At 42.6% G+C, this 20,490-nt stretch carries 16 protein-coding genes; 7 read left to right on the top strand and 9 right to left on the bottom strand.

The annotated features are described in order from the left end of the window. Positions 1-42 precede the first annotated feature (42 nt). On the top strand, positions 43-2,511 hold the full coding sequence (gene gyrB, locus VXP95_RS12140) for a DNA topoisomerase (ATP-hydrolyzing) subunit B (protein WP_064095257.1): 2,469 nt from the start codon (positions 43-45) through the stop codon (positions 2,509-2,511). A 1,181-nt stretch (positions 2,512-3,692) separates the two neighbouring features. Here gyrB and VXP95_RS12135 read toward each other — a convergent pair. Beyond that, the gene (locus VXP95_RS12135; protein WP_064095256.1) at positions 3,693-4,856 is read right to left on the bottom strand and encodes a zinc-dependent alcohol dehydrogenase; all 1,164 of its coding nucleotides are present in this window, start codon (positions 4,854-4,856) and stop codon (positions 3,693-3,695) included. Between the two features lie 325 nt (positions 4,857-5,181). Beyond that, positions 5,182-7,113: an ATP-binding cassette domain-containing protein gene (locus tag VXP95_RS12130; protein WP_416712113.1), complete on the bottom strand. Its 1,932-nt coding sequence runs from the start codon at positions 7,111-7,113 to the stop codon at positions 5,182-5,184. 217 nt (positions 7,114-7,330) lie between these two features. Between VXP95_RS12130 and VXP95_RS12125 the strand changes: the two genes are divergently transcribed. The 4 genes from VXP95_RS12125 to erpA all read left to right on the top strand — a co-directional run bounded on the left by VXP95_RS12125 (position 7,331) and on the right by erpA (position 11,258). Beyond that, the gene (locus tag VXP95_RS12125) at positions 7,331-8,335 is read left to right on the top strand and encodes a putative solute-binding protein (RefSeq protein WP_416712112.1); all 1,005 of its coding nucleotides are present in this window, start codon (positions 7,331-7,333) and stop codon (positions 8,333-8,335) included. 254 nt (positions 8,336-8,589) lie between these two features. Next, a complete protein-coding gene (locus VXP95_RS12120; RefSeq protein ID WP_064095253.1) occupies positions 8,590-9,600 on the top strand; it encodes a putative solute-binding protein in 1,011 nt (336 codons plus the stop codon). A gap of 193 nt (positions 9,601-9,793) precedes the next feature. Continuing rightward, a complete protein-coding gene (locus VXP95_RS12115) occupies positions 9,794-10,801 on the top strand; it encodes a putative solute-binding protein (RefSeq protein WP_064095279.1) in 1,008 nt (335 codons plus the stop codon). Positions 10,802-10,922: 121 nt separating this feature from the next. After that, positions 10,923-11,258 carry an iron-sulfur cluster insertion protein ErpA gene (gene erpA / locus VXP95_RS12110; protein WP_416712111.1) on the top strand — a complete coding sequence of 112 codons (336 nt, stop codon included), beginning with the start codon at positions 10,923-10,925 and terminating at the stop codon, positions 11,256-11,258. Between the two features lie 56 nt (positions 11,259-11,314). Here the strand turns inward: erpA and VXP95_RS12105 are convergent, their stop codons facing one another. The 6 genes from VXP95_RS12105 to VXP95_RS12080 form a co-directional block, all read right to left on the bottom strand. Next, positions 11,315-11,692, bottom strand: a complete 378-nt coding sequence (locus tag VXP95_RS12105) for a hypothetical protein (RefSeq protein WP_171254913.1) — start codon at positions 11,690-11,692, stop codon at positions 11,315-11,317. Between the two features lie 105 nt (positions 11,693-11,797). Beyond that, positions 11,798-12,706 (bottom strand): matrixin family metalloprotease, encoded by a 909-nt coding sequence (locus VXP95_RS12100; protein WP_416706333.1) that lies wholly within the window; start codon positions 12,704-12,706, stop codon positions 11,798-11,800. Positions 12,707-12,766: 60 nt separating this feature from the next. Next, on the bottom strand, positions 12,767-13,606 hold the full coding sequence (blaOXA, locus tag VXP95_RS12095) for an OXA-134 family carbapenem-hydrolyzing class D beta-lactamase (RefSeq protein WP_129717326.1): 840 nt from the start codon (positions 13,604-13,606) through the stop codon (positions 12,767-12,769). A gap of 145 nt (positions 13,607-13,751) precedes the next feature. Beyond that, a complete protein-coding gene (gene dnaK, locus VXP95_RS12090; protein WP_064095249.1) occupies positions 13,752-15,692 on the bottom strand; it encodes a molecular chaperone DnaK in 1,941 nt (646 codons plus the stop codon). Between the two features lie 119 nt (positions 15,693-15,811). After that, a complete protein-coding gene (gene grpE, locus VXP95_RS12085) occupies positions 15,812-16,360 on the bottom strand; it encodes a nucleotide exchange factor GrpE (protein ID WP_064095248.1) in 549 nt (182 codons plus the stop codon). A gap of 765 nt (positions 16,361-17,125) precedes the next feature. Continuing rightward, positions 17,126-17,611: a hypothetical protein gene (locus VXP95_RS12080; RefSeq protein ID WP_416712110.1), complete on the bottom strand. Its 486-nt coding sequence runs from the start codon at positions 17,609-17,611 to the stop codon at positions 17,126-17,128. A 217-nt stretch (positions 17,612-17,828) separates the two neighbouring features. Between VXP95_RS12080 and VXP95_RS12075 the strand changes: the two genes are divergently transcribed. Next, a complete protein-coding gene (locus VXP95_RS12075; protein ID WP_191731291.1) occupies positions 17,829-18,899 on the top strand; it encodes an alpha/beta hydrolase in 1,071 nt (356 codons plus the stop codon). Positions 18,900-18,972: 73 nt separating this feature from the next. On the opposite strand, the gene VXP95_RS12070 is transcribed toward VXP95_RS12075, so the two are convergent. After that, positions 18,973-19,647: an acetoacetate decarboxylase family protein gene (locus tag VXP95_RS12070; protein WP_416682163.1), complete on the bottom strand. Its 675-nt coding sequence runs from the start codon at positions 19,645-19,647 to the stop codon at positions 18,973-18,975. 103 nt (positions 19,648-19,750) lie between these two features. On the opposite strand from VXP95_RS12070, the gene VXP95_RS12065 reads away from it, so the two are divergent. Continuing rightward, entirely contained in the window at positions 19,751-20,323 is a 573-nt protein-coding gene (locus tag VXP95_RS12065) for a peptidylprolyl isomerase (protein ID WP_416682165.1), read from the top strand. The last annotated feature ends 167 nt before the right edge of the window (positions 20,324-20,490 follow it).

The following is a 20,490-nucleotide window of genomic DNA, read 5'->3' as shown; positions in this document are numbered from 1 at the left end:
TACCCATCTTTGGATAGACCTATTTTTCACTAGGGAGAAACCATGAGTTCAGAAGATCAAGCTGCTTCTCAAACAGAACAAACCATTGAAAAGGCTTATGATTCCTCTAGCATCAAGGTATTACGTGGTTTAGACGCAGTCCGTAAGCGTCCGGGCATGTATATTGGTGACACAGACGATGGTACGGGCCTGCACCACATGGTGTTCGAAGTAGTCGACAACTCGATTGACGAAGCCTTGGCGGGCCACTGTGATGAAATTATAGTCACCATCCATGAAGATGAATCGGTTTCAGTTTCTGATAATGGCCGTGGTATTCCGACCGATATTCACCCTGAAGAAGGTGTGTCTGCAGCAGAAGTAATTTTAACGATTCTGCATGCCGGTGGTAAGTTCGACGATAACAGTTATAAGGTCTCTGGCGGTCTGCATGGTGTGGGTGTTTCCGTAGTCAACGCACTGTCTGAAAAATTACTACTGAATATCAGCCGTGCCGGAAAAACCTATGAACAAGAATACCGTCATGGTGATCCTGTTTATAAATTACGCGAAACAGGCACAACAGATCAATCGGGTACTACCGTTCGTTTCTGGCCAAGTGCAGAAACCTTTAGCCAGACCATTTTCAATGTTGATATTTTAGCGCGTCGTTTGCGTGAACTGTCCTTCCTGAATGCTGGCGTACGCATTGTGCTTCGCGATGAGCGCGTGAATCTTGAAAATGTTTATGACTATGAGGGTGGCCTGTCCGAATTCGTTAAATATATTAACGAAGGCAAAACGCACCTGAATGATATCTTCCATTTCACCACACAGGCTGAAAATGGCATTGGTGTGGAAGTGGCGTTGCAGTGGAATGATTCTTATCAGGAAAACGTGCGCTGCTTTACCAATAACATCCCGCAAAAGGATGGCGGTACACATCTGGCTGGTTTCCGTGCTGCTTTGACCCGTGGTTTAAATAACTACATGGACAGCGAAAATATCCTGAAAAAGGAAAAAGTGGTAGTCTCGGGTGATGATGCGCGTGAAGGCCTGACTGCCATCGTGTCAGTCAAAGTACCTGATCCAAAATTCTCTTCACAAACCAAAGAAAAACTGGTGTCAAGTGAAGTGAAGACTGCGGTTGAACAGGCCATGAATAAGTCATTCTCTGAGTACTTGCTGGAAAATCCGCAAGCAGCGAAAGCTATTGCCGGCAAGATTATTGATGCAGCGCGTGCCCGTGATGCAGCACGTAAAGCGCGTGAAATGACACGTCGTAAGAGTGCGCTGGATATTGCCGGTCTTCCAGGTAAACTGGCCGATTGTCAGGAAAAAGATCCGGCACTGTCGGAACTATATCTGGTCGAGGGTGACTCTGCAGGTGGTTCAGCCAAGCAGGGCCGTAACCGTAAGATGCAGGCGATTTTACCGTTGAAAGGTAAGATTTTGAACGTAGAGCGTGCCCGTTTTGACCGGATGATTTCTTCTGCTGAAGTGGGTACTCTCATTACTGCGCTCGGCTGTGGTATTGGCCGTGAAGAATATAATCCGGACAAGCTGCGTTATCACAAAATCATCATCATGACCGATGCTGATGTGGATGGTTCGCACATCCGTACGCTGCTCTTGACCTTCTTCTTCCGTCAAATGCCGGAACTGGTCGAGCGGGGTCATATCTATATCGCGCAGCCACCATTGTACAAGCTGAAAAAAGGCAAGCAGGAACAGTACATCAAGGACAATGATGCACTGGAAACTTACCTGATCTCCAATGCGATTGATGAGCTGGAACTGCATATTAGCGCAGAGGCTCCCGCGATTCGTGGTGAAGCTTTGGCACAAGTCATTGCAGATTATCAAACCTCGCAAAAGAGTTTGGCGCGTTTAACTGTACGCTATCCTGCAACGGTACTTGATGGCTTGCTTGCTCTTGATGCGTTCAAACTTGATCAAGCCAATGATTTGGATTATGTAGAAACTTGGGCTAAGCAAATGCGTGACCATGTTGAAAACATGCAACCAAGTTTGCGGCCTGAACTCAGCATTGAAACCTTTGAAAAAGAAGATGCTGAAGGTAATAAATCAAATACCTATTTACCACGTATCACGATTTATATTCATAACTTACCGCATTCTTATTTGCTGGATGCAAACTTGTTGGGTTCAAGTGAATACGCACGTTTGTTGAAAAACTCGAAGAGTTGGTTCACCTTGCTTGAAGAAGGGGCTTACCTACAAAAAGGCGAGCGTAAAATCCCTGTTTCAAGCTTCCATCAAGTGTGGCAAAACATCCTGGCTGACTCACGTCGTGGCATGATGATCCAGCGTTATAAAGGTCTGGGCGAGATGAATGCAGAGCAGTTGTGGGAAACGACCATGGATCCAGACAATCGTAACATGCTGCAAGTGACGGTCACAGATGCGATTGAGGCGGACCGTATGTTCTCTTGCTTGATGGGCGATGATGTAGAACCACGTCGTGCCTTCATTGAAGAAAATGCCTTGAATGCTGACATTGATGCCTGATCCTTCAGGATAAACTCAAACATAAAAAAGCGCCTTTCGAGGCGCTTTTTTTAGATCAATTTTTTACTCATATCCTGTGGACTAGGCAGAATAGAGTAAATATGGACAGATTTTTAGATATCGAACTGGTTCATTTTAGTTTTAAAAAGCCGGATTGAGTGAGCCAGTTGGATTCTAGGAAAGGGGTTAGGTATAGATCCACCAGTTTGGAGGAATACAGGAAGTTTGGAGTGAGTATCTCATTATAAAAATGAACTGCATCAGAACTTTTAAGAGAATTTTTTGAATAATAAGGTGAGGGAGAAAGACGCTCTTTATACGATGAGGAGTCTCTATGCAGTCCAAAATGTTGGGTGAAAACTGTATCGGTTAAAGTGGAATTAAAGGAATATAAATACAATAAGGGCTGTTCAAATGCTTAGTAGGGAATTGGCTAAAAATAAAAAATAGCTTGTTCAAAAAATCCAATATCTCAAAAAGAAATTAAAAATTGATGAATATAAACTTTTAAATTTTCAATAACTTGTAGAAATTTTGTGTAAGAAGTTCAATAATACGTGAATGGTGTTGCTTTAAACGTGTAGTAAACTTGATTAAATATGTGGATAACTCTGAAGTTATCCACTATTTTTATGTGAATAAGATAGTATTTTTTCGATAAGCTTTAATTCACTTCTTAATTCTTTTTTTAAATTCAAAGTTAAACTTTATGGTCTTGTGGATAAGTGTTTTTAAATTTAAAATAGCACTTTAAATTTAAAAATGGATTTGGCGAGATATTCGTAGAGTGTCCAGACTATTTTCTATATGGGTTTTAAAATAATAAATTATTATAAATTATGTACTTGTTGGTATAGTGTAGTTTATCTAATCATTGGCGTGGAACATATTTTTTAATCAAAATTCAGGGTGTAGTTAAACTACATAGTTAATTTAATAATCAAGTGAACTTTCATTTTTATTTAAAATCATACTTTTATCGCTTTTTGCTTAATTTTTTCTTTTTTCTCTTAGGGCTTATTTTTGACTTCATTATTGAAAATCGAACATCTCTTTCGTTTCTGGATAGAAAAGAGGGAGGGGATTGCTGAAGTGTGATGATGAGGAGTAGAAAAAAGAGAAGTGATAAAATAACTATAAAAATAAAAAAAGCGCCTGACGGCGCTTTCCTTTAATCATCTTTATGGCGTCAGGATGACTTTACGGCAATCTTCTTCCCGTTTATCAAAGATACGATAACCTTCTGCGGCTTCTTCCAGTTTCATGCGATGGGTAATGATCACATCAGGAGAAAGATCCCCATTTTCAATATATTCTAGTAACTGCGGCAGGTATTTATGCACATGGGTTTGTCCCATTTTAAAGGTCAAACCTTTGTCGAAGGCATCCCCGAACAGGAAGCCATGAATTGGGCCGGCATAAACTCCCGGTACACTCACCACACCACCACGACGGACTGCCGCAATACATTGTCTCAATGCAGAGCCACTCGAACCTTCTAGTTTTAGATTGGTCATTACAGTTTCCAGAACGCTACCTTTAGCTTCAAAACCAACAGCATCAATGACTGCATCAACCCCACGATAACCTGCGGTATTTTGAATAATAAACTCAGCAGCATCGACTTCATCAAAATTGACCGGAATCGCCCCATAAGTTTGATGAGCAAATCGCAAGCGATAAGGATGGTGATCGACCATGAAGATCTGTTCAGCACCGAGCATTCGCGCACAGGCAGCAGCAAGTAGACCCACTGGTCCGGCTCCATAAATGGCGACACTGGAACCTCGACCAACTTGGGCATTGGTGACTGCCTGCCAGGCAGTCGGCAGAATATCGGTCAGGAACAATACTTTTTCATCCGGCAAGGAGCCGGGTACCTTAAACGGGCCCACATTGCCTTTGGGAATTCGCACATATTCGGCTTGACCGCCTGGCACACCACCATACAGGTGGCTATATCCAAACAATGCTGCACCAGGTGGAATCTGCTTTTTATTCAGGATGGCACCACGGCCTGTATTGGTATTTTCACAGGCAGCCATGAGTTCATGTTCACAGAAAAAACAGTGTCCGCATGCAATCACAAACGGAATAATAACCCGGTCACCTTTTTTTACTGAAGTAACTTCAGGACCGACTTCTTCAACCACCCCCATAAATTCATGACCAAAAATATCCCCTTGTTCGGTTGCTGGAATTTTCCCCCGATAAAGATGCAGATCTGAGCCACAGATGGCAGTGGCCGTTACTCTAAGAATGACATCATCTGCTTCCTGAATGACTGGATCAGGAACGGATTCAACTCGTACATCGCGAGTACCGTGATAAGTAAGAGCACGCATGCGGATTTCCTCTCTAGTTCAACATTAAACAGACTTGAATTTAAGGCTGTCAAAAATTAAAAGTACTTGTATTAGAGCCTTAGGAGGTAAACTGGCGCTGTAAATTAATGTATGAAAAAAGCCACTCAACTGTTTAAAAAATAAACTTATATAAGAGTTGCGTAATTCACATACAAAATGTGTCAATTAATCAATAAAGAGGAAACTTGAAAGCACGGGGGAATAAAGTGGGTAAAAAAATATTGAAACTAGACTATTCAAATAAAAAAGAGACGAGTAACGATTGTTACCCATCTCTCAGCTAATGAATGGGATAGAAACAGCTTTAGAAGGATTGCTCCAGATTTTCCAGTTCCATCATCAGTTCCAGCATCTGTTCTTCGGCTGTTTCCAGCTTGGCTTTCAGCTCGGTTTGCTCATTCATCAATTTCAGTAAGTCATTTTTACGTGATGCTTCATATAAAGCACTGTCACCGAGTAAGGTTTCAATTTCAGCCAGACGCGGCTGAAGCTTTGCAATCTGTGCTTCGCATTTTTCAATATTTTTACGAATCGGACGACTGAGTTCCCGCTGGCGCGCAGCTTCTTTACGTTGAGCTTCTTTATCCAGTTTGGAAATGGTCGGTTTGACTTCAACCTGGGATTTCACCGGTTCGGCCGGCTTTTGCCCGTTTTTGATCATCTCGCTCCGGGCCTGGCGTAACCAGTCCGCATAAGCAGCGAGATCACCGTCAAATTCACGGCATTGACCATTATGAACCAGTAACAGTTCATCACAGACACTGGCAATCAGCTGGCGTTCATGCGAAACCAGTACTACGGCACCCTGGAAATCCTGCAAGGCCATAGTCAGTGCATGACGCATATCCAGATCTAAGTGGTTGGTTGGCTCATCCAGAATCAGTACATTGGGACGCTGCCAGACAATCAGTGCCAAGGCCAGACGTGCGCGCTCACCGCCAGAGAAGCTTTCACTTGGCGTATCCATACGTTCGCCACTAAACCCAAAACTACCCAGGAAAGAACGCAGGCTGGCTTCACTGATTTTTTTATCGGCAATACGTGCCAGCTGTAACATCGGGCTGGCATTGCCATCCAGTGCGTCCATCTGATGCTGGGCAAAATAACCGATATTGAGCAATTCTGAATCTTTACGCAGACCTTGAATCAGTTTTAAGTCACCGACCAGTGATTTGATCAGCGTGGATTTACCAGCGCCATTCATCCCGAGCAAACCGATCCGGCTGTTTGGCGTGATCTGTAAATTTACATTGGTCACAATCAGCTTGTCACCATAACCGATATCGGCATGTTCCAGTTGCAATAATGGCGAACTCATTTTGGTCGGTTCACGGAAACTGAAAGTAAATGGCGTATCGACATGTGCAGCGGACAGTTCCTGCATACGTTCCAGTTGCTTGATCCGGCTTTGGGCCTGTTTGGCTTTGGTCGCTTGTGCTTTGAACCGGTCAATATATTTTTGCAGGTGCGCGCGGGTTTCCAGCTGCTTTTCATAAGCTTGCTGCTGCTGTGCCAGACGTTCACTACGGGTGCGCTCAAAGGTCGAATAGTTACCGGTATATAAAGTCAGTTCCTGATTTTCGATATGTAAAATATGGTCGGTAATCGCATCGAGGAAATCCCGGTCATGCGAAATCAGTACCAGCGTACCTTCATAGGCTTTTAGCCAGTCTTCGAGCCAGAGAATCGCATCCAGGTCCAGATGGTTGGTCGGTTCATCAAGAAGCAGTAAGTCTGACCGGCTCATCAGGGTACGTGCCAGATTCAGGCGCATACGCCAGCCACCAGAAAAACTTGAAACATCCAGTTGTGATTGATGTTCAAAGAAACCCAGACCGGCCATCAGCTGCGAGGCTTTGGCAGGAGCCGAATAACCTGAAATTTCATCAAAACGGCCATATAAATGGGCCAGTTCTGCATCATCCAGTTGATCCGGCTGATCGAGTTTCTGCTGAATCTCCCAGTATTCTTCATCGCCCGACAACACGAAATCAATGGCTTTCATATCTAGGGCTTTAATTTCCTGAGCCATATGCGCCACGGTCCATACCGCAGGTCGGGTCAGTGAACCACTGTCCGATTCCATACCACCGAGCAAGGCTGAAAACAGGGTCGATTTCCCGGCACCATTGACACCGGTTAGGCCAATTTTCCATCCTGGGTGTAACTGCATCGACGCTTTTTGAAATAAAACACGTCCACCGCGACGTATAGATAACTGGTCTAACTGAATCATTGAGAAATCAAGGCTAAGCAATAAGATGTGCCTATTCTAAAGGAAAGCCCCAGAAAAATGAAAAATCTTGCAGTTTTTACTGAAATGAAAAGTTTTTTGACCTCTGTTCCCTACTAGGAGGTAAACGCTCAAGTTGAGTAAAAGCTCTATTTTTACTGTGAGTAGTCGTTTATAGTTCATATGGTTAGAACAATAAGTACGATAGAGTCAAATAAAAATGAAAAAGGGATATTTAATTTTGTCTGCGCTGGGTCTGTTGGTGTCGACTTCGAGTCAAGCCAGTGTGAATGTCTGTGTTTTCGATTTGCTGGGAAAATCGGGTGAGTCCTATAAGTTACTGGAGGAATGGGCACTGGCAGCAAAAAGCTGGGGAGTACAGGTAAAGTTGAGCGCCTATCAGGATGAAGCCAAGGTAGATCAGGATGTCAAAGCTGGAAAGTGTGATGCTTTTTATATGACCTCCATGCGCTCCCGGGCCTATAACAAATTTGCCGGATCAATTGATGCGATTGGTGGCGTGCCGAATAATGACATTGCCATGAAAGCTATCAGTTATGTACTGGATAAACGCAACAGCAAACGCCTGATGACCCAAATTGGCAAGGAAAAATTTGAAGTCGCAGGCATCGGCCAGATTGGTCCGGCTTATATTTTTGTTCGTGATCGCGGACTGAATAAACTGGAACAGGTCAAAGGCAAGAAATTTGCCGTATTGCATTATGACTATGCACAAAAGATCATGGTGAACCGGATTGAAGCGGTACCGGTAATGTCGGAAATTTCCAATTTTATCCGTAAGTTCAATCAGGGGGAAGTCGATATTGTGGCTGCACCGGCCTATGCTTTTAAACCGCTGGAGCTGGAAAAAGGCCTGGGCTCTAGAGGTGCCATGATCAATTTTCCGGTAGTGAATGTCACTGCAGACCTGATTATTCGACCAGATAAGTTCCCGGCAAGCTTTGCGGCGCAATCCCGAAGCTGGTTTGTCAGACAGTTACCACGCAGCTTTGCCATGGTCAAGCGCATGGAAGCTGAAATTCCAAGCAAATATATTCTGAATCTCAGCCGTGAAGACCGTGTGGCTTATCAAAAGATTTTGCGTGAGGGCCGAATCGATTTAACCAAGCAGGGGATTTATGATTCAGGCATGATGACTGTGTTGAAGCGTGCGCGTTGTACGGTAGAAAGAACCAATTTTGAGTGTTCAATTAGTGGTGAATAAAACTGTAATCATGTATATCTTTGTAACTATGATGAGCTAAATGTAATTATAAGCAAGCAGTATTTAAAACTAACTTATTAATAATTAATAATATATTTAAAATTGGTGTGAGCGGTTTAAATGAATTTATCTTTAGAGGCCAAAATGCGGCTTTTGAATGGAGTAAATGCTCTATTTTTTTTAATTAAACTTGCTTAATATTTGTTCCGTGTACGGACACTCAGCAAATAACAAGATTTCAAAGGATCACTACAATGAAAAAAACACTCTTATCATTGGCTGCATTTTCTGCATTTGGTTTTGCAAGTGTGGCACATGCAGAAAAAGTCGATATCTGTGTGTTTGACTTACTGGGTAAATCCGGTGAGTCTTTCCAGATGGCGCAAGAATGGGCACTGGCTGCAAAAGGCTGGGGCGCAGACATCAATCTGATTGCGCGTCAGGATGAAGCGGTTGCTGACAATGACTTTAAGGCAGGCAAATGTGATGGCGTATTTATGACTGCCATGCGTGCCCGTCAATATAACAAGTTTGCCGGTTCCATCGATGCCTTGGGTGGTGCACCGAATAATGCCATCGCCCAGCGTGCCATCAGTTTTGCCTTGGATAAACGTAATGCAGGTAAAATGGTGACCAATATGGGCGGCAAAAAATATGAAATCGCCGGTATTTCTCCGCTGGGTTCGGCATTTATTTTTGTTCGTGATAAAAATATCAATTCGATTGAAAAAGCCGCAGGTAAAAAATTCGCAGTACTTGGCTACGACGATGCCCAGAAAATCATGGTACAGCGTGTCGGTGCGCAGGCAGTAATTTCCGATGTTTCCAACTTTGTGGCCAAATTTAATAATGGTCAGGTAGATATGGTCGGTGCACCTGCCTATGCTTATAAGCCGCTGGAAATCTACAAGGGCCTGGGTAATAACGGCGCGATGTTTAATTTCCCGGTGCTGCATGTGACTTCTGATTTTGTGATTCGTCCGGAAAAATTCCCGGCAGGTTTTGGACAAAAATCGCGTGACTGGTTTATCAAAAACCTGCCAAAGAGCATGGGAATGATCAGCCGTCTGGAAGCAGGTATTCCGTCAAAGTATAAAATGAATCTGAGTGCTGAAGATAAAACCAAGTATCAGAAAATGTTACGTGATGGCCGGATGGATATGACCAAACGCGGAATCTATGATGCCAGCATGATGTCGGTATTAAAACGTGCACGCTGTTCTGTCGATAAAGCCAACTTTGAATGTTCACTTTCTGGCGAATAATTTGATTTTTAAAGAAAAAAGCTTAGAGTCATCTAAGCTTTTTTTATGGATGCCTCGGTCAGATCTGCCATTGTGCAGCGAATAAAATAGCTTAAGCTTGATCTAAATATTAAATTCACATGTTTTATATAAAAAACAGTCACATGTGACTAAAACTGCAATAACAAAAACAAGCAATAAGGAAATGAGGATGATGCATAGAGGATGGAAAGCACTGGCATTGGCTACGGCGACACTGGCTGTTTCAGGTCTTGCGCAAGCCAAACAGGTGATTTGCGTATTTGATCTGGTCGGTAAAAACGGTGATGTCTATAGTGTGATGAAAGACTATCAGTTGGCGGCCAAAAACTGGGGAGCAGATGTCGAACTGCGAGTAAATACCAATGAAGCCGTGGTTGCAGAAGATTTTAAAGCTGGAAAATGTGACGGGATTAGTGTGACCGGTATGCGTGGCCGACAATTTAACAAGTTTACCGGTTCTCTGGATGCAATTGGGGCTATCACCGATCTGAATCTGGCGGTTAAAGTCATGCAGGGCCTGGCCAGTCCCACCTTCGCCAAACAAATGCTGCAAGGTAAATATGAAATTGTCGGCGTGATTCCGGTGGGGGACGCTTATCTGCTGGTGAATGACCGCAGTATCAATACTGTTGCCAAAGCAGCCGGCAAGAAAATTGCGGTACTGAGCCATGACGAAGCACAAAAAATCATGGTACAGCAGGTCGGTGCACAAGCGGTGAGTGCCGAAATCAGCAATTTTGCCAGTATGTTTAACAATGGTCAGGTGGATATTATCGGTGCACCAGCTGCAGCATTTAAGCCTTTAGAATTACATAAGGGGTTAGGTAGTAAGGGTGCGATTGTGAATTATCCGGTGTTGCAGGTTACCGGTAATATTATTATCCGTCCCGATAAATTCCCGGCCGGATACGGACAAAAATCACGTGAGTGGGTCAAGAGCCAGTTACCGCGTGCCTTTGGCATTTTGGGTAAAATGAAATCAGATATTCCATCAAAATACTGGATGGATATTCCTGCGGCAGATAAACCGGGTTATCAAAAAATGATGCGGGATTCCCGAATTGACCTGACCAAACGCGGCGTTTATGACAAACGTATGATGAAACTGCTGTGGCAATTCCGTTGCAAACAGAATCCGACAAATTTTGAATGTGCCTTACAGGATGAGAACTACAAATAATCCTGATAAAATTACTCTGATTTGACTTTTAATCTGTAGAGACTGACCATATATTGAGTGTGTTATACTTAAATATGGTCTTTTCTTTCTAAAGACATTCCATTCAACAGAGGAATCCGCCATGAATGCCCAAGCGCTTGTGCTCACCGACAATGCCGCAAATAAAGTACGCCAGTTGCGTGACAGTGAAGGTAACCAAGACTTAATGCTCCGTGTTTATGTCACCGGTGGCGGCTGTTCAGGTTTCTCTTATGGCTTTAACTTTGCAGAAAGCCAGAATGAAGATGATGCAGAATTTACCAACGGTGATGTTAAAGTCCTGGTCGATTCACTGAGTTATCAGTATCTGGTCGGTTCAGTTGTGGATTATTTAGAAGGTCTGGAAGGTTCACGTTTCGTAGTACAAAACCCGAATGCTACTACCACCTGTGGTTGTGGATCTTCATTCTCGATCTAAATCCATGCACAAAAAAAAGTCCTCTTAATGAGGACTTTTTTATATCTGGATAAAGTTTAGCTATCCAGTTTCACCGCTTCAAGCAGGTCAAAGATTACGGTAGTAACATCCTGACTCAACTCGCGGTTATTAAAAATTTCATAGGCGCTAATGGTAATGTCGGTATCGCTTGGCAACAGACGCTGTTCTTCTTCAATCAGGTCATTGATCGGTAATAAAGTCTGTTTGATTGCCAGATGCAGAATATCTTTGTATTCCAGATTTTCATCGTCGAGTTCAATCAGTTGTTCATTGAAATAAGGCAATAAAATCGAATGAAGATAGGGTTGGATGTCCTCGATATCAAAGATTTCGATATCACGGGTTTCATCAATCGTACTAATGTGGTCATTTACTTCAATTAAAATATGGTAGTAACTCACACGAATCTCCAAAGATGGCCTGAACAATGTAGCCGTTCACAATAACATGAAATCAGAATGGAGTCTTTTTTATAATACTTATACACTTAAATTAATTAGGGGATTCAGACTGATTAACTAACGGTTATATAGCAGGGTTTTATCTGCAGGGCGTAGCTGGAAGTGTTGCAGATTCTGTTTACCCAGTACAGGATACATCAGCGCTTCCGGGTCATTATGATGATACAGACCCAAGGCATGTCCAAGTTCATGTGCCAGAGTTAGGCGGAGGTCATCTTTTGCATCAAACTGATAAACCTGAATTTGATCACCCATAAAAACACCCTTATGAAATTCGCGGGCAGGAAAACGCTGTTGAGCCTGAATGATATTCTGCTGATGGTTCTGGAGGCCATGCTGATGCATGGAAACATTCATATTAAAGGAACTTTGCTGTTCCTGCAGGTACTGAAACTCCCGTTGAAAAGTTGCCGATTTACGCTGTAAAGCCAAGACTTCATATTCAATCTGTTCGCGTTCATATGCGGATAAATCTGACTGCTGACGGCGGTGCTGTAAGGCTTGAAATTCACTATTGATCTGGTTTTTTTGCTGAATGAGGCGTTGCTGCTGACTTTCCAGATGTTGATAGGAGGCTTGCAGATTTTTGACCTGACGCTGATACCTGGCATCATCTGCCAGTAACTGTTTTTCAATTTTCTTTAAGGCATTGTAGTCTTGCTGGCGTTGATCATAGATCAGGCGAATACTTAGTCTGGCATTTTCATCATATACCAGCAGATCATCACGATTTGTACCCTGATGCCAGATCTCGACTGCTTCCTTGCTCAGCTGAATGACCTGATCTTTACTCATTCCAAAGCCTGAATCGACCTGATCAATGCGAAAACGTAAGCGGGTGTCGAAAGGATGCGTCAAGCGATCAGCCAGTGAGTTATAGCGCAGTTGTGGATGGGTTTTGGTCTGCATATGTAGATAGGCAGACACGATCAATCCCATAATGAACAGGCAGAGCAAGAGACGCATATTTTTATTTAAATGTTTATTTTTTAAAAATATAACTTAATTTTAATACTTTTCCCATGCCTATTTGCTTTGCTGCTCCGCTTTTGGGTAAAGCCCTAATTCGCCTAGAGCCTGCTGTAGAATTTCAAGGCGAATGGCTGGATTCATATTGGTTTGCATTTGCATATTCAGGGAAAATGCCACGATTTCCCCCTGAGGGGTTTCGACCCACCCGGTCAGCCAGCCGACTTGCGGTTCTACATCCATGCCCCAACCGGATTTAGCATACAGGCGATAAGCTTGCCGTTCCTGTAAAAGTAACATGGCTTTAACTTGCTGCTGGACTTGAGGATCAAAGGCAAGTTCTCCTCGAGCAAGAGCAGAGACAAATTCGACTTCCTGTTTCGGACTAATTTTTAGAGGCCCGACCAGCCAGAAGTTATCGACCTGCTGCCCAATCTGCTGATTGCCGAACCGGATGCGTTGCACTTCCTGCTGCATCAATTCCAGACCGATACGGCGTGCCAGTTCCTGATAGACCGGTACCGCAGAAGCTTGCATGGCCTCGCCGAGCGTCATATCTTTTTCCCAGGTGGCAAAACTGCGTTTCTTGCCATCCCATTTAAAGATTTCATTGGCTGTGGCTTTGCCATGTTGCAAGCCAATCAGGGCATTCACTATTTTAAAGGTTGAAGCAGGAACATATTCGGTATCTGCTCGGCTCAAATCATTGCCATAGACCTGTAACTGTTGACCACGCTGAATCACTAGAACGCCAGAGCTTTGTGCTTGATCAAATAAGCTGGCGATGGCTTGGGTGGATTGAGTCAAAGTGCTTTGAGATGGGGAAGATGAAACGGGCAGGCTACATGCTGTCAGGCCCAAGCAACTCAGTAAAGGCAGCAAAATCAGAATTTTCATGGGTTCAAGGTATTTTAATGATTGATTTAACTTAAACAGCTTTTCCTGAAAATACGATCAAATTTTAGTAATTTTTATTTTATTCCCTCAATTCGAGACATAAAAAACCGCGCTTTCGCGCGGTTTTTTCAGTTAAAGCGACAAATTATTTTTTGTCATCTTTCACTTCAGTGAACTCAGCATCTACAACGCCGTCATCCGCTTTTTGAGCTTGGCCTTCGCCACCTTGGAATGCATTCGGGTCGAAACCTTGTGCACCGCCTTGGCCTTGTGCTGCTTCATATGCACGTTGTGTGATCGGCATGATGATGTTTTGCAATGCTTCAGTTTTAGACTTAATCACTTCAGCGTCATTTTCTTTAGTTGAAGCTTCAAGTTCAGAAACCGCAGTTTCAACCGCAGTTTTCTCGTCCGCAGTCACTTGTTCACCAAGATCTTTCACTGCTTTTTGAGCAGAAGCAATTAATGCATCAGCTTCGTTACGTGCTTTTGCAAGCTCTTCAAACTTACGGTCTTCTTCAGCATTTGCTTCAGCATCTTTGATCATCGCTTCAATTTCAGCATCGCTCAAACCAGAGTTTGCTTTAATTTGAATAGATTGCTCTTTACCTGTGCTCTTATCTTTCGCAGATACTTTCAAGATACCATCAGCATTGATGTCGAACGATACTTCAATTTGTGGCACACCACGTGGAGCCGGTGGAATATCGCCTAACTGGAAGTTACCCAACAATTTGTTTTGTTGAGCCATTTTACGTTCACCTTGGTAAACCGAAATGTCTACTGCAGGCTGGTTGTCAGCAGCTGTAGAGAACACTTGGGATTTTTTCGCCGGAATCGTAGTGTTTTTCTCGATAATTGGAGTTAACACACCGCCCATTGTTTCAATACCAAGAGTCAATGGAGTTACGTCAAGAAGAAGTACGTCAGTTTTATCACCAGACAATACTGCACCTTGAATCGCTGCACCAATCGCTACTGCTTCGTCAGGGTTTACGTCTTTACGTGGCTCTTTACCAAAGAATTCCTGAACTTTTTGTTGTACCAGTGGCATACGTGATTGACCACCGACCAAAATCACATCAGAGATGTCAGAAGTCGAAAGACCTGCATCTTTAAGTGCAGTCTTACATGGTTCAATCGTACGCGCTACCAGATCAGCCACCAAACCTTCAAGTTTTGCACGGGTAACGTTGATCACCAAGTGTTTAGGACCAGTCGCATCCGCGGTAATGTATGGAAGGTTGATTTCAGTTGCATTAGAAGATGAAAGTTCGATCTTCGCTTTCTCAGCAGCTTCTTTCAAACGTTGTAACGCTAAAGGATCTTGCTTCAAGTTGAAGTTCTGTTCTTTCTTGAACTCTTCAACCAGGTACTCGATTAACGCGTTATCGAAGTCTTCACCACCCAGGAATGTATCACCGTTGGTAGATAACACTTCAATTTGCTGGTCGCCATCAAGGTCTGCAATTTCAATGATTGATACGTCAAAAGTACCACCACCCAAGTCGTAAACTGCGATTTTACGATCGCCTTCTTTCTTGTCCATACCGAACGCAAGTGCCGCAGCAGTTGGTTCGTTGATGATACGTTTAACTTCTAGACCAGCAATTCGGCCTGCATCTTTGGTAGCCTGACGCTGTGCATCGTTGAAGTAAGCAGGGACAGTAATAACTGCTTCAGTCACTGTCTCGCCCAGGTAATCTTCAGCAGTTTTCTTCATCTTTTTCAAGATTTCAGCAGAAACCTGTTGTGGCGCAAGTTTTTTGTCGTTGACCTCAACCCAAGCATCACCATTATCCGCTTTGATGATCTTATAAGGTACCAGACCGATATCTTTTTGTACCGCTTGGTCTTCATAACGACGACCGATCAAACGTTTGATCGCGAATAGTGTATTTTTCGGGTTAGTTACGGCCTGACGCTTTGCAGATTGACCCACAAGAATCTCGCCATCTTTATAGGCAATAATAGATGGCGTAGTCCGTGTGCCTTCAGCATTTTCAATTACTTTAACTTTGTCGCCTTCAAGTACTGCAACACATGAGTTGGTAGTACCTAAGTCAATACCAATAATTTTAGCCATTTGGATGTTTCCTCAAAAATTTTCTTGTGATTTCCACTTGTTATCTGATATGAGAGTCATTCATTTTTTTTCAAGTAACATTTTTGAAAAAAATGTACAAACTCCCTAATTTATTCAGCTTAAGCGCCAACCATCACCATTGCAGGACGCAATAAGCGACTGTTTAACGTATAGCCTTTCTGCAAAACACTACCAATTTCATTGGCCTTAGCATTTGCATCAATGCCTACAGCCTGATGAAGCTCAGCATTAAATCCGCTACTGGTATCTACAACCACAACACCAAATTTTTCCAGTGTAGTGAGTAATGATTTCAAGGTAAGTTTGACGCCCTCAAGCAAAGGAGATTCTTCTTCATTCGCAGCATTAATTGCGCGCTCAAGATTATCAACCGTATCCAAAAGCTCTTTGGCGAATTTTTCTAATACTGTATCTTTATGTTTTTCAGATTCACGCTGAATACGTTCCACACTTTTCTGTGCTTCATAGACTGCATTGGCCGTACGTGCTTTCTCTAGCTTTAAGTCGCCTTCAAGCTGCGCAATCTGTTCTTGTAAAGACTCAACAGAAACTTCTGCCTGCTCGGATTCAGCTTGAGTTTGCGCTATATCTTTTTCCGCTTGCTCTTGCTCAAATTCTTGAGCTTGCTCATTTTGCTCAGTCGCCATTGATTTACTCCGTTTGAATGGGTTCTTAAACATGTACAGTCTACAGTCCTTGGCCCTTAGTGTTCATCGTATTAAGATGGAACTGCCAAGGTTGAAATAGTCAATTACCTTAAGAAATCGGGGCGGGGTATAAAAATTCAAGCATAAGCCCAGATAAATTTTATGATTTATGCAAAATCCCGAATACAGAAGGGAGAAGATTTTATAATTGTGAAAAAAATACAGCGGAAAAATCTTAAAAAGATAGCTCGTCTTTATGTGCCTAAGTCCAGTATCCTGATGTAAATATGTTGTATTTATTAGAATATAAAAAAGAAAAATCCACTAAATATTAAAATGAAAATAATAATAATCGTATTTTTAAATTAAAATGGCAGTCTTGATTTATTTTAAGTCACTATAAAAAAGTAACCTTGCACTTTTACTTATCCTAGTGGCCTTAATTAGAAAAATGCACTAAGTCAGCCTCATAATATCCTGTTTTTAATTTACTTTTCTCGGCTACACCTCTCCCAAAAACTCAGCTTTTTTAGCTGCTTATTTATTAGACACAAAAGCGATTAATATTTAACTAATAAAGTATTACACAAAAAATAAGCAACTCGGTATGATTCATTTTAGATTCTATCGCTGTAGTTTCTTCTTATTTTGAATGTGTTTTCGTGGCTTATCCTATTCTCTAGATAAGCCTTTTTTTTGCCCGATATTTTCTCGCATTCAAATAAAAAGCCCGATCCGGGCTTTTAGTGAATACAATGACAGATCTTAATCACGACGATCGCGTGAGCGTTGCTCCTGATAGCGTCGGTTATCATTCCAGCGTGGATTAGAACGATTTTGCTGGACTTTTTTCGTGCGCTGATCTGTGGCACGTTTACGATCCAGCTCCTGACGACGCTTATTACGATCTGCTTCTGCCTGTTTTTGCCGTTGCGTCATCAGATTTTTACGCTGCTGTTCCTGGCGTTGCCGTTCTAGCTGGTTTTTACGTCGATCCTGATCTAACTGTCTTTTGCGATCCTGTTCCCAATTACGACGCTGTAATTCCTGTTTACGTCGATCCTGTTCAATATGTTTGCGCTGCTGTTCATATTCCCAGCGTTGCCGGTCATAGCGACGATCCTGTTCATAACGACGGTCATAACGCTGATCATAGCGACCGTCATAATAGCCGCCATCTTCAGGAAATGCGACGCAGCCTACAGCTAAAAATGCAGTCGCCAAAGACAAAGCTATAATTTTAATAGCCATAGGCATTCTCCCGATTTTTAATAAAAAATATACTTAACCATGCAAAATTACGTCAAAAATAACCTTTAACCGGTCAATGACATCTTCTATAAATGAGGATAACGTATCGGGTAAAAGCTATCTGTACATAGATATTAAGACTTCTATAAGAAAACGGTCACTGAAACGCTAATCGTGTAGAAACTATGAAGAATTAAGAGAATAAGGACTAAAAGTAATGACAGTGAATCATCCGGTTCTGCAACGTTTGATGGAAAAAGGACAGGGAACTGCAGCCCGTATGCTGGATCGCTTACCCGGTATGGCCCAGGAGGCAGTAGTGAAGGCTTTGGATTATCCTCATGTCTATCCTGATTTAGACCCTTTGGTAAAATGCCTGATGGCCATCCAGATCAAACAGGGGCACAGCAGTTTTATCAGTAAAGATGTTGTACATTCACGTGCCCTGTTTGACGCACGCATGAAAGCCATCCGGGCCAGACCGACCGCGGTCAAATTTGTCGAAGAGCTCCGCCTTCCTCTACAGAGTGGCAGTATTTTTGCACGACATTATCATCCTGCACCGCAAAAGAAGTTACCGATGGTAATTTTTTATCATGGCGGTGCCTTTATGGTCGGCGGTCTGGATACTCACGATGAATTTTGTCGCTTGCTGGCAGTGCATGCCAAAGTTCAGGTATTAAGTGTAGCCTATCCGCTGACGCCAGAATTTAGCCCCTTGCAGATGGTACAGGTGTGTGAAGATGCCTTGGCGTGGGCACATCAGCATAGCAAGCAACTGAAAGTCTATAAAAACCGTATTGCCGTGGCAGGGGATAGTGCCGGCGGAAATCTGGCAGCTGTGGTAGCGCAGCGCAGCGCAGGAAAATCTTATGCCGCACGGGCACAACTTCTGCTTTATCCTGCGGTTGACTTCAAAAGTCGCCATCCATCTTTTTATGCCTATAAAGATGGACTGGTACTTTCAGAGCAGGATATTGATCTGGTGACCTTCATGTATGCCCAAACCCATCAGATTGAACTGGATGACCCACTGATTTCGCCGACCTATGGCGAGCTGAAAAACTTGCCGCCAAGTTATGTGATTACAGCACGTCATGATGTCCTGCATGATGAGGGTTCAATCTATGCACACAAGTTGCGTCAGAATGGTGTAGCTGTTCATTATGATGAATATACCGATCAGGCCCATGGTTTTATCAATCTGACGCCGATTTCCCGTCGTGCCAAAAAATATGTGATTGAGATCAGTAAGAACTTCCGCAAATTTTGGGACAAAAACAGTTAAGCCGAAAGCATGAAGAAAAAGGTGTTTCTTATGAAACACCTTTTTTATATTTATAGCTAAATTTAAATGCAGGTTATGGCTTGTTACTGATCTGTGCTTCAGGAAAGATCAGATTAAATTGGGGGACATAAAAGCTTTGCAGCAATTTGGCTTTGGAAAAATCTGGAAATATATCCTCAGCATCTTGCCACTCTACTTGTGAAAGTGTGGAGAGGTGTCCACGAAACTGGGGACTAAACTGAAAACGTTGACCTTTCCAGGCCTGCTGAATCTTGAGCATAGATGCTGGAATATGGTGACTATTAATATAAAATTGACGTGCAGATTTGGTTTTCTTCAACCGAATCGTCATCTGCTGGTTCTGATGCTGAATCTGACACAGAATTTCCTGATCCTTTTCTTGCCATTTAAATTGTGCATATTGTTTGGGAATTCCCCATAAATGCTGACCATGTATGACAGATTCATGGGTAGACACATAAATTTTAGGAATCGAGCTGAGACGCCGTTTATTAATTAAAGGGTGATCCAGAATTAGTAACTCATCATAGGGACCAATCGGTGAAGTTTGATAGCGTACCAGCATCACTTGAACCATACGACCCAGCGGAGAGGGTGCGATACGGAACTGTTTTGCTTGTTCAATAAAGCTGGGGGTCAGCCAATAGTTCAGAATAAAACCTTCACCCTGCAAGCGCCAAGGTGGAAACTGATGGATATTTTGCTCCTGTAATAATGCATGTTTCATTCTTATTCTCTTGTCTTTAGTCGGCAGATCACTGCAATATAAATCATAAAAGATTAATATATAGTCATTCACAACCATTACTTCTAAGTAGATGAGTTAATAAATGTTAAAGAAATCATTATGTGTGATCGCGCTTGCCGCGACCAGTCTGCCAAGCTTTGCTGCAAATACGATTATTGAGATGAATACTTCAATGGGAAATATTGAAATTGAACTCTTTAATGATAAAGCTCCCATCTCGGCAAAAAATTTTGAAAATTATGTAAAAAGCAATTTTTATAAGGACACCATCTTTCACCGGGTCATTCCCGGCTTTATGGTTCAGGGTGGTGGCTTTGATGTGAACATGCAGGAAAAAGCCAATACCAAAGCACCGATTAAAAACGAATCGTCAAATGGTCTGCATAACAAGCGTGGCACTTTAGCCATGGCACGTACCAATCAGCCGGATTCTGCCCGCGCACAATTCTTTGTAAACCTGGTCGATAATGATTTTCTGGATCGTTCTGCTAGAAATGCCGGCTATGCGGTATTTGGTAAGGTCACTAAAGGTATGGATGTAATTGATCAGATTGCTAAAGTACCCACTAGAAACTATGGAATGCATCAAAATGTGCCAGTAAACCCTGTAAAAATCACCAGTGTGACGATTAAAGCACCAGTTGTGAAAAACTAGACATAGAATAAACCAGAAATATTTAATTTATATTTCTGTTTTAAAAATATGTACTTATGTAATGATTTGCATAAAATTGAACCAATTTGGTGCATAAAAATAAAACACTCGTGATTCTTGTGCGTTAAAAGCGCTTGCACGTGTAAGAAATTGCCCTATAATGAGCA

Source organism: Acinetobacter sp. 226, from assembly GCF_048147925.1.
GTDB classification, from domain to species: Bacteria; Pseudomonadota; Gammaproteobacteria; order Pseudomonadales; family Moraxellaceae; genus Acinetobacter; species Acinetobacter pecorum.
This window is presented reverse-complemented; position numbering and strand designations above follow the sequence as displayed.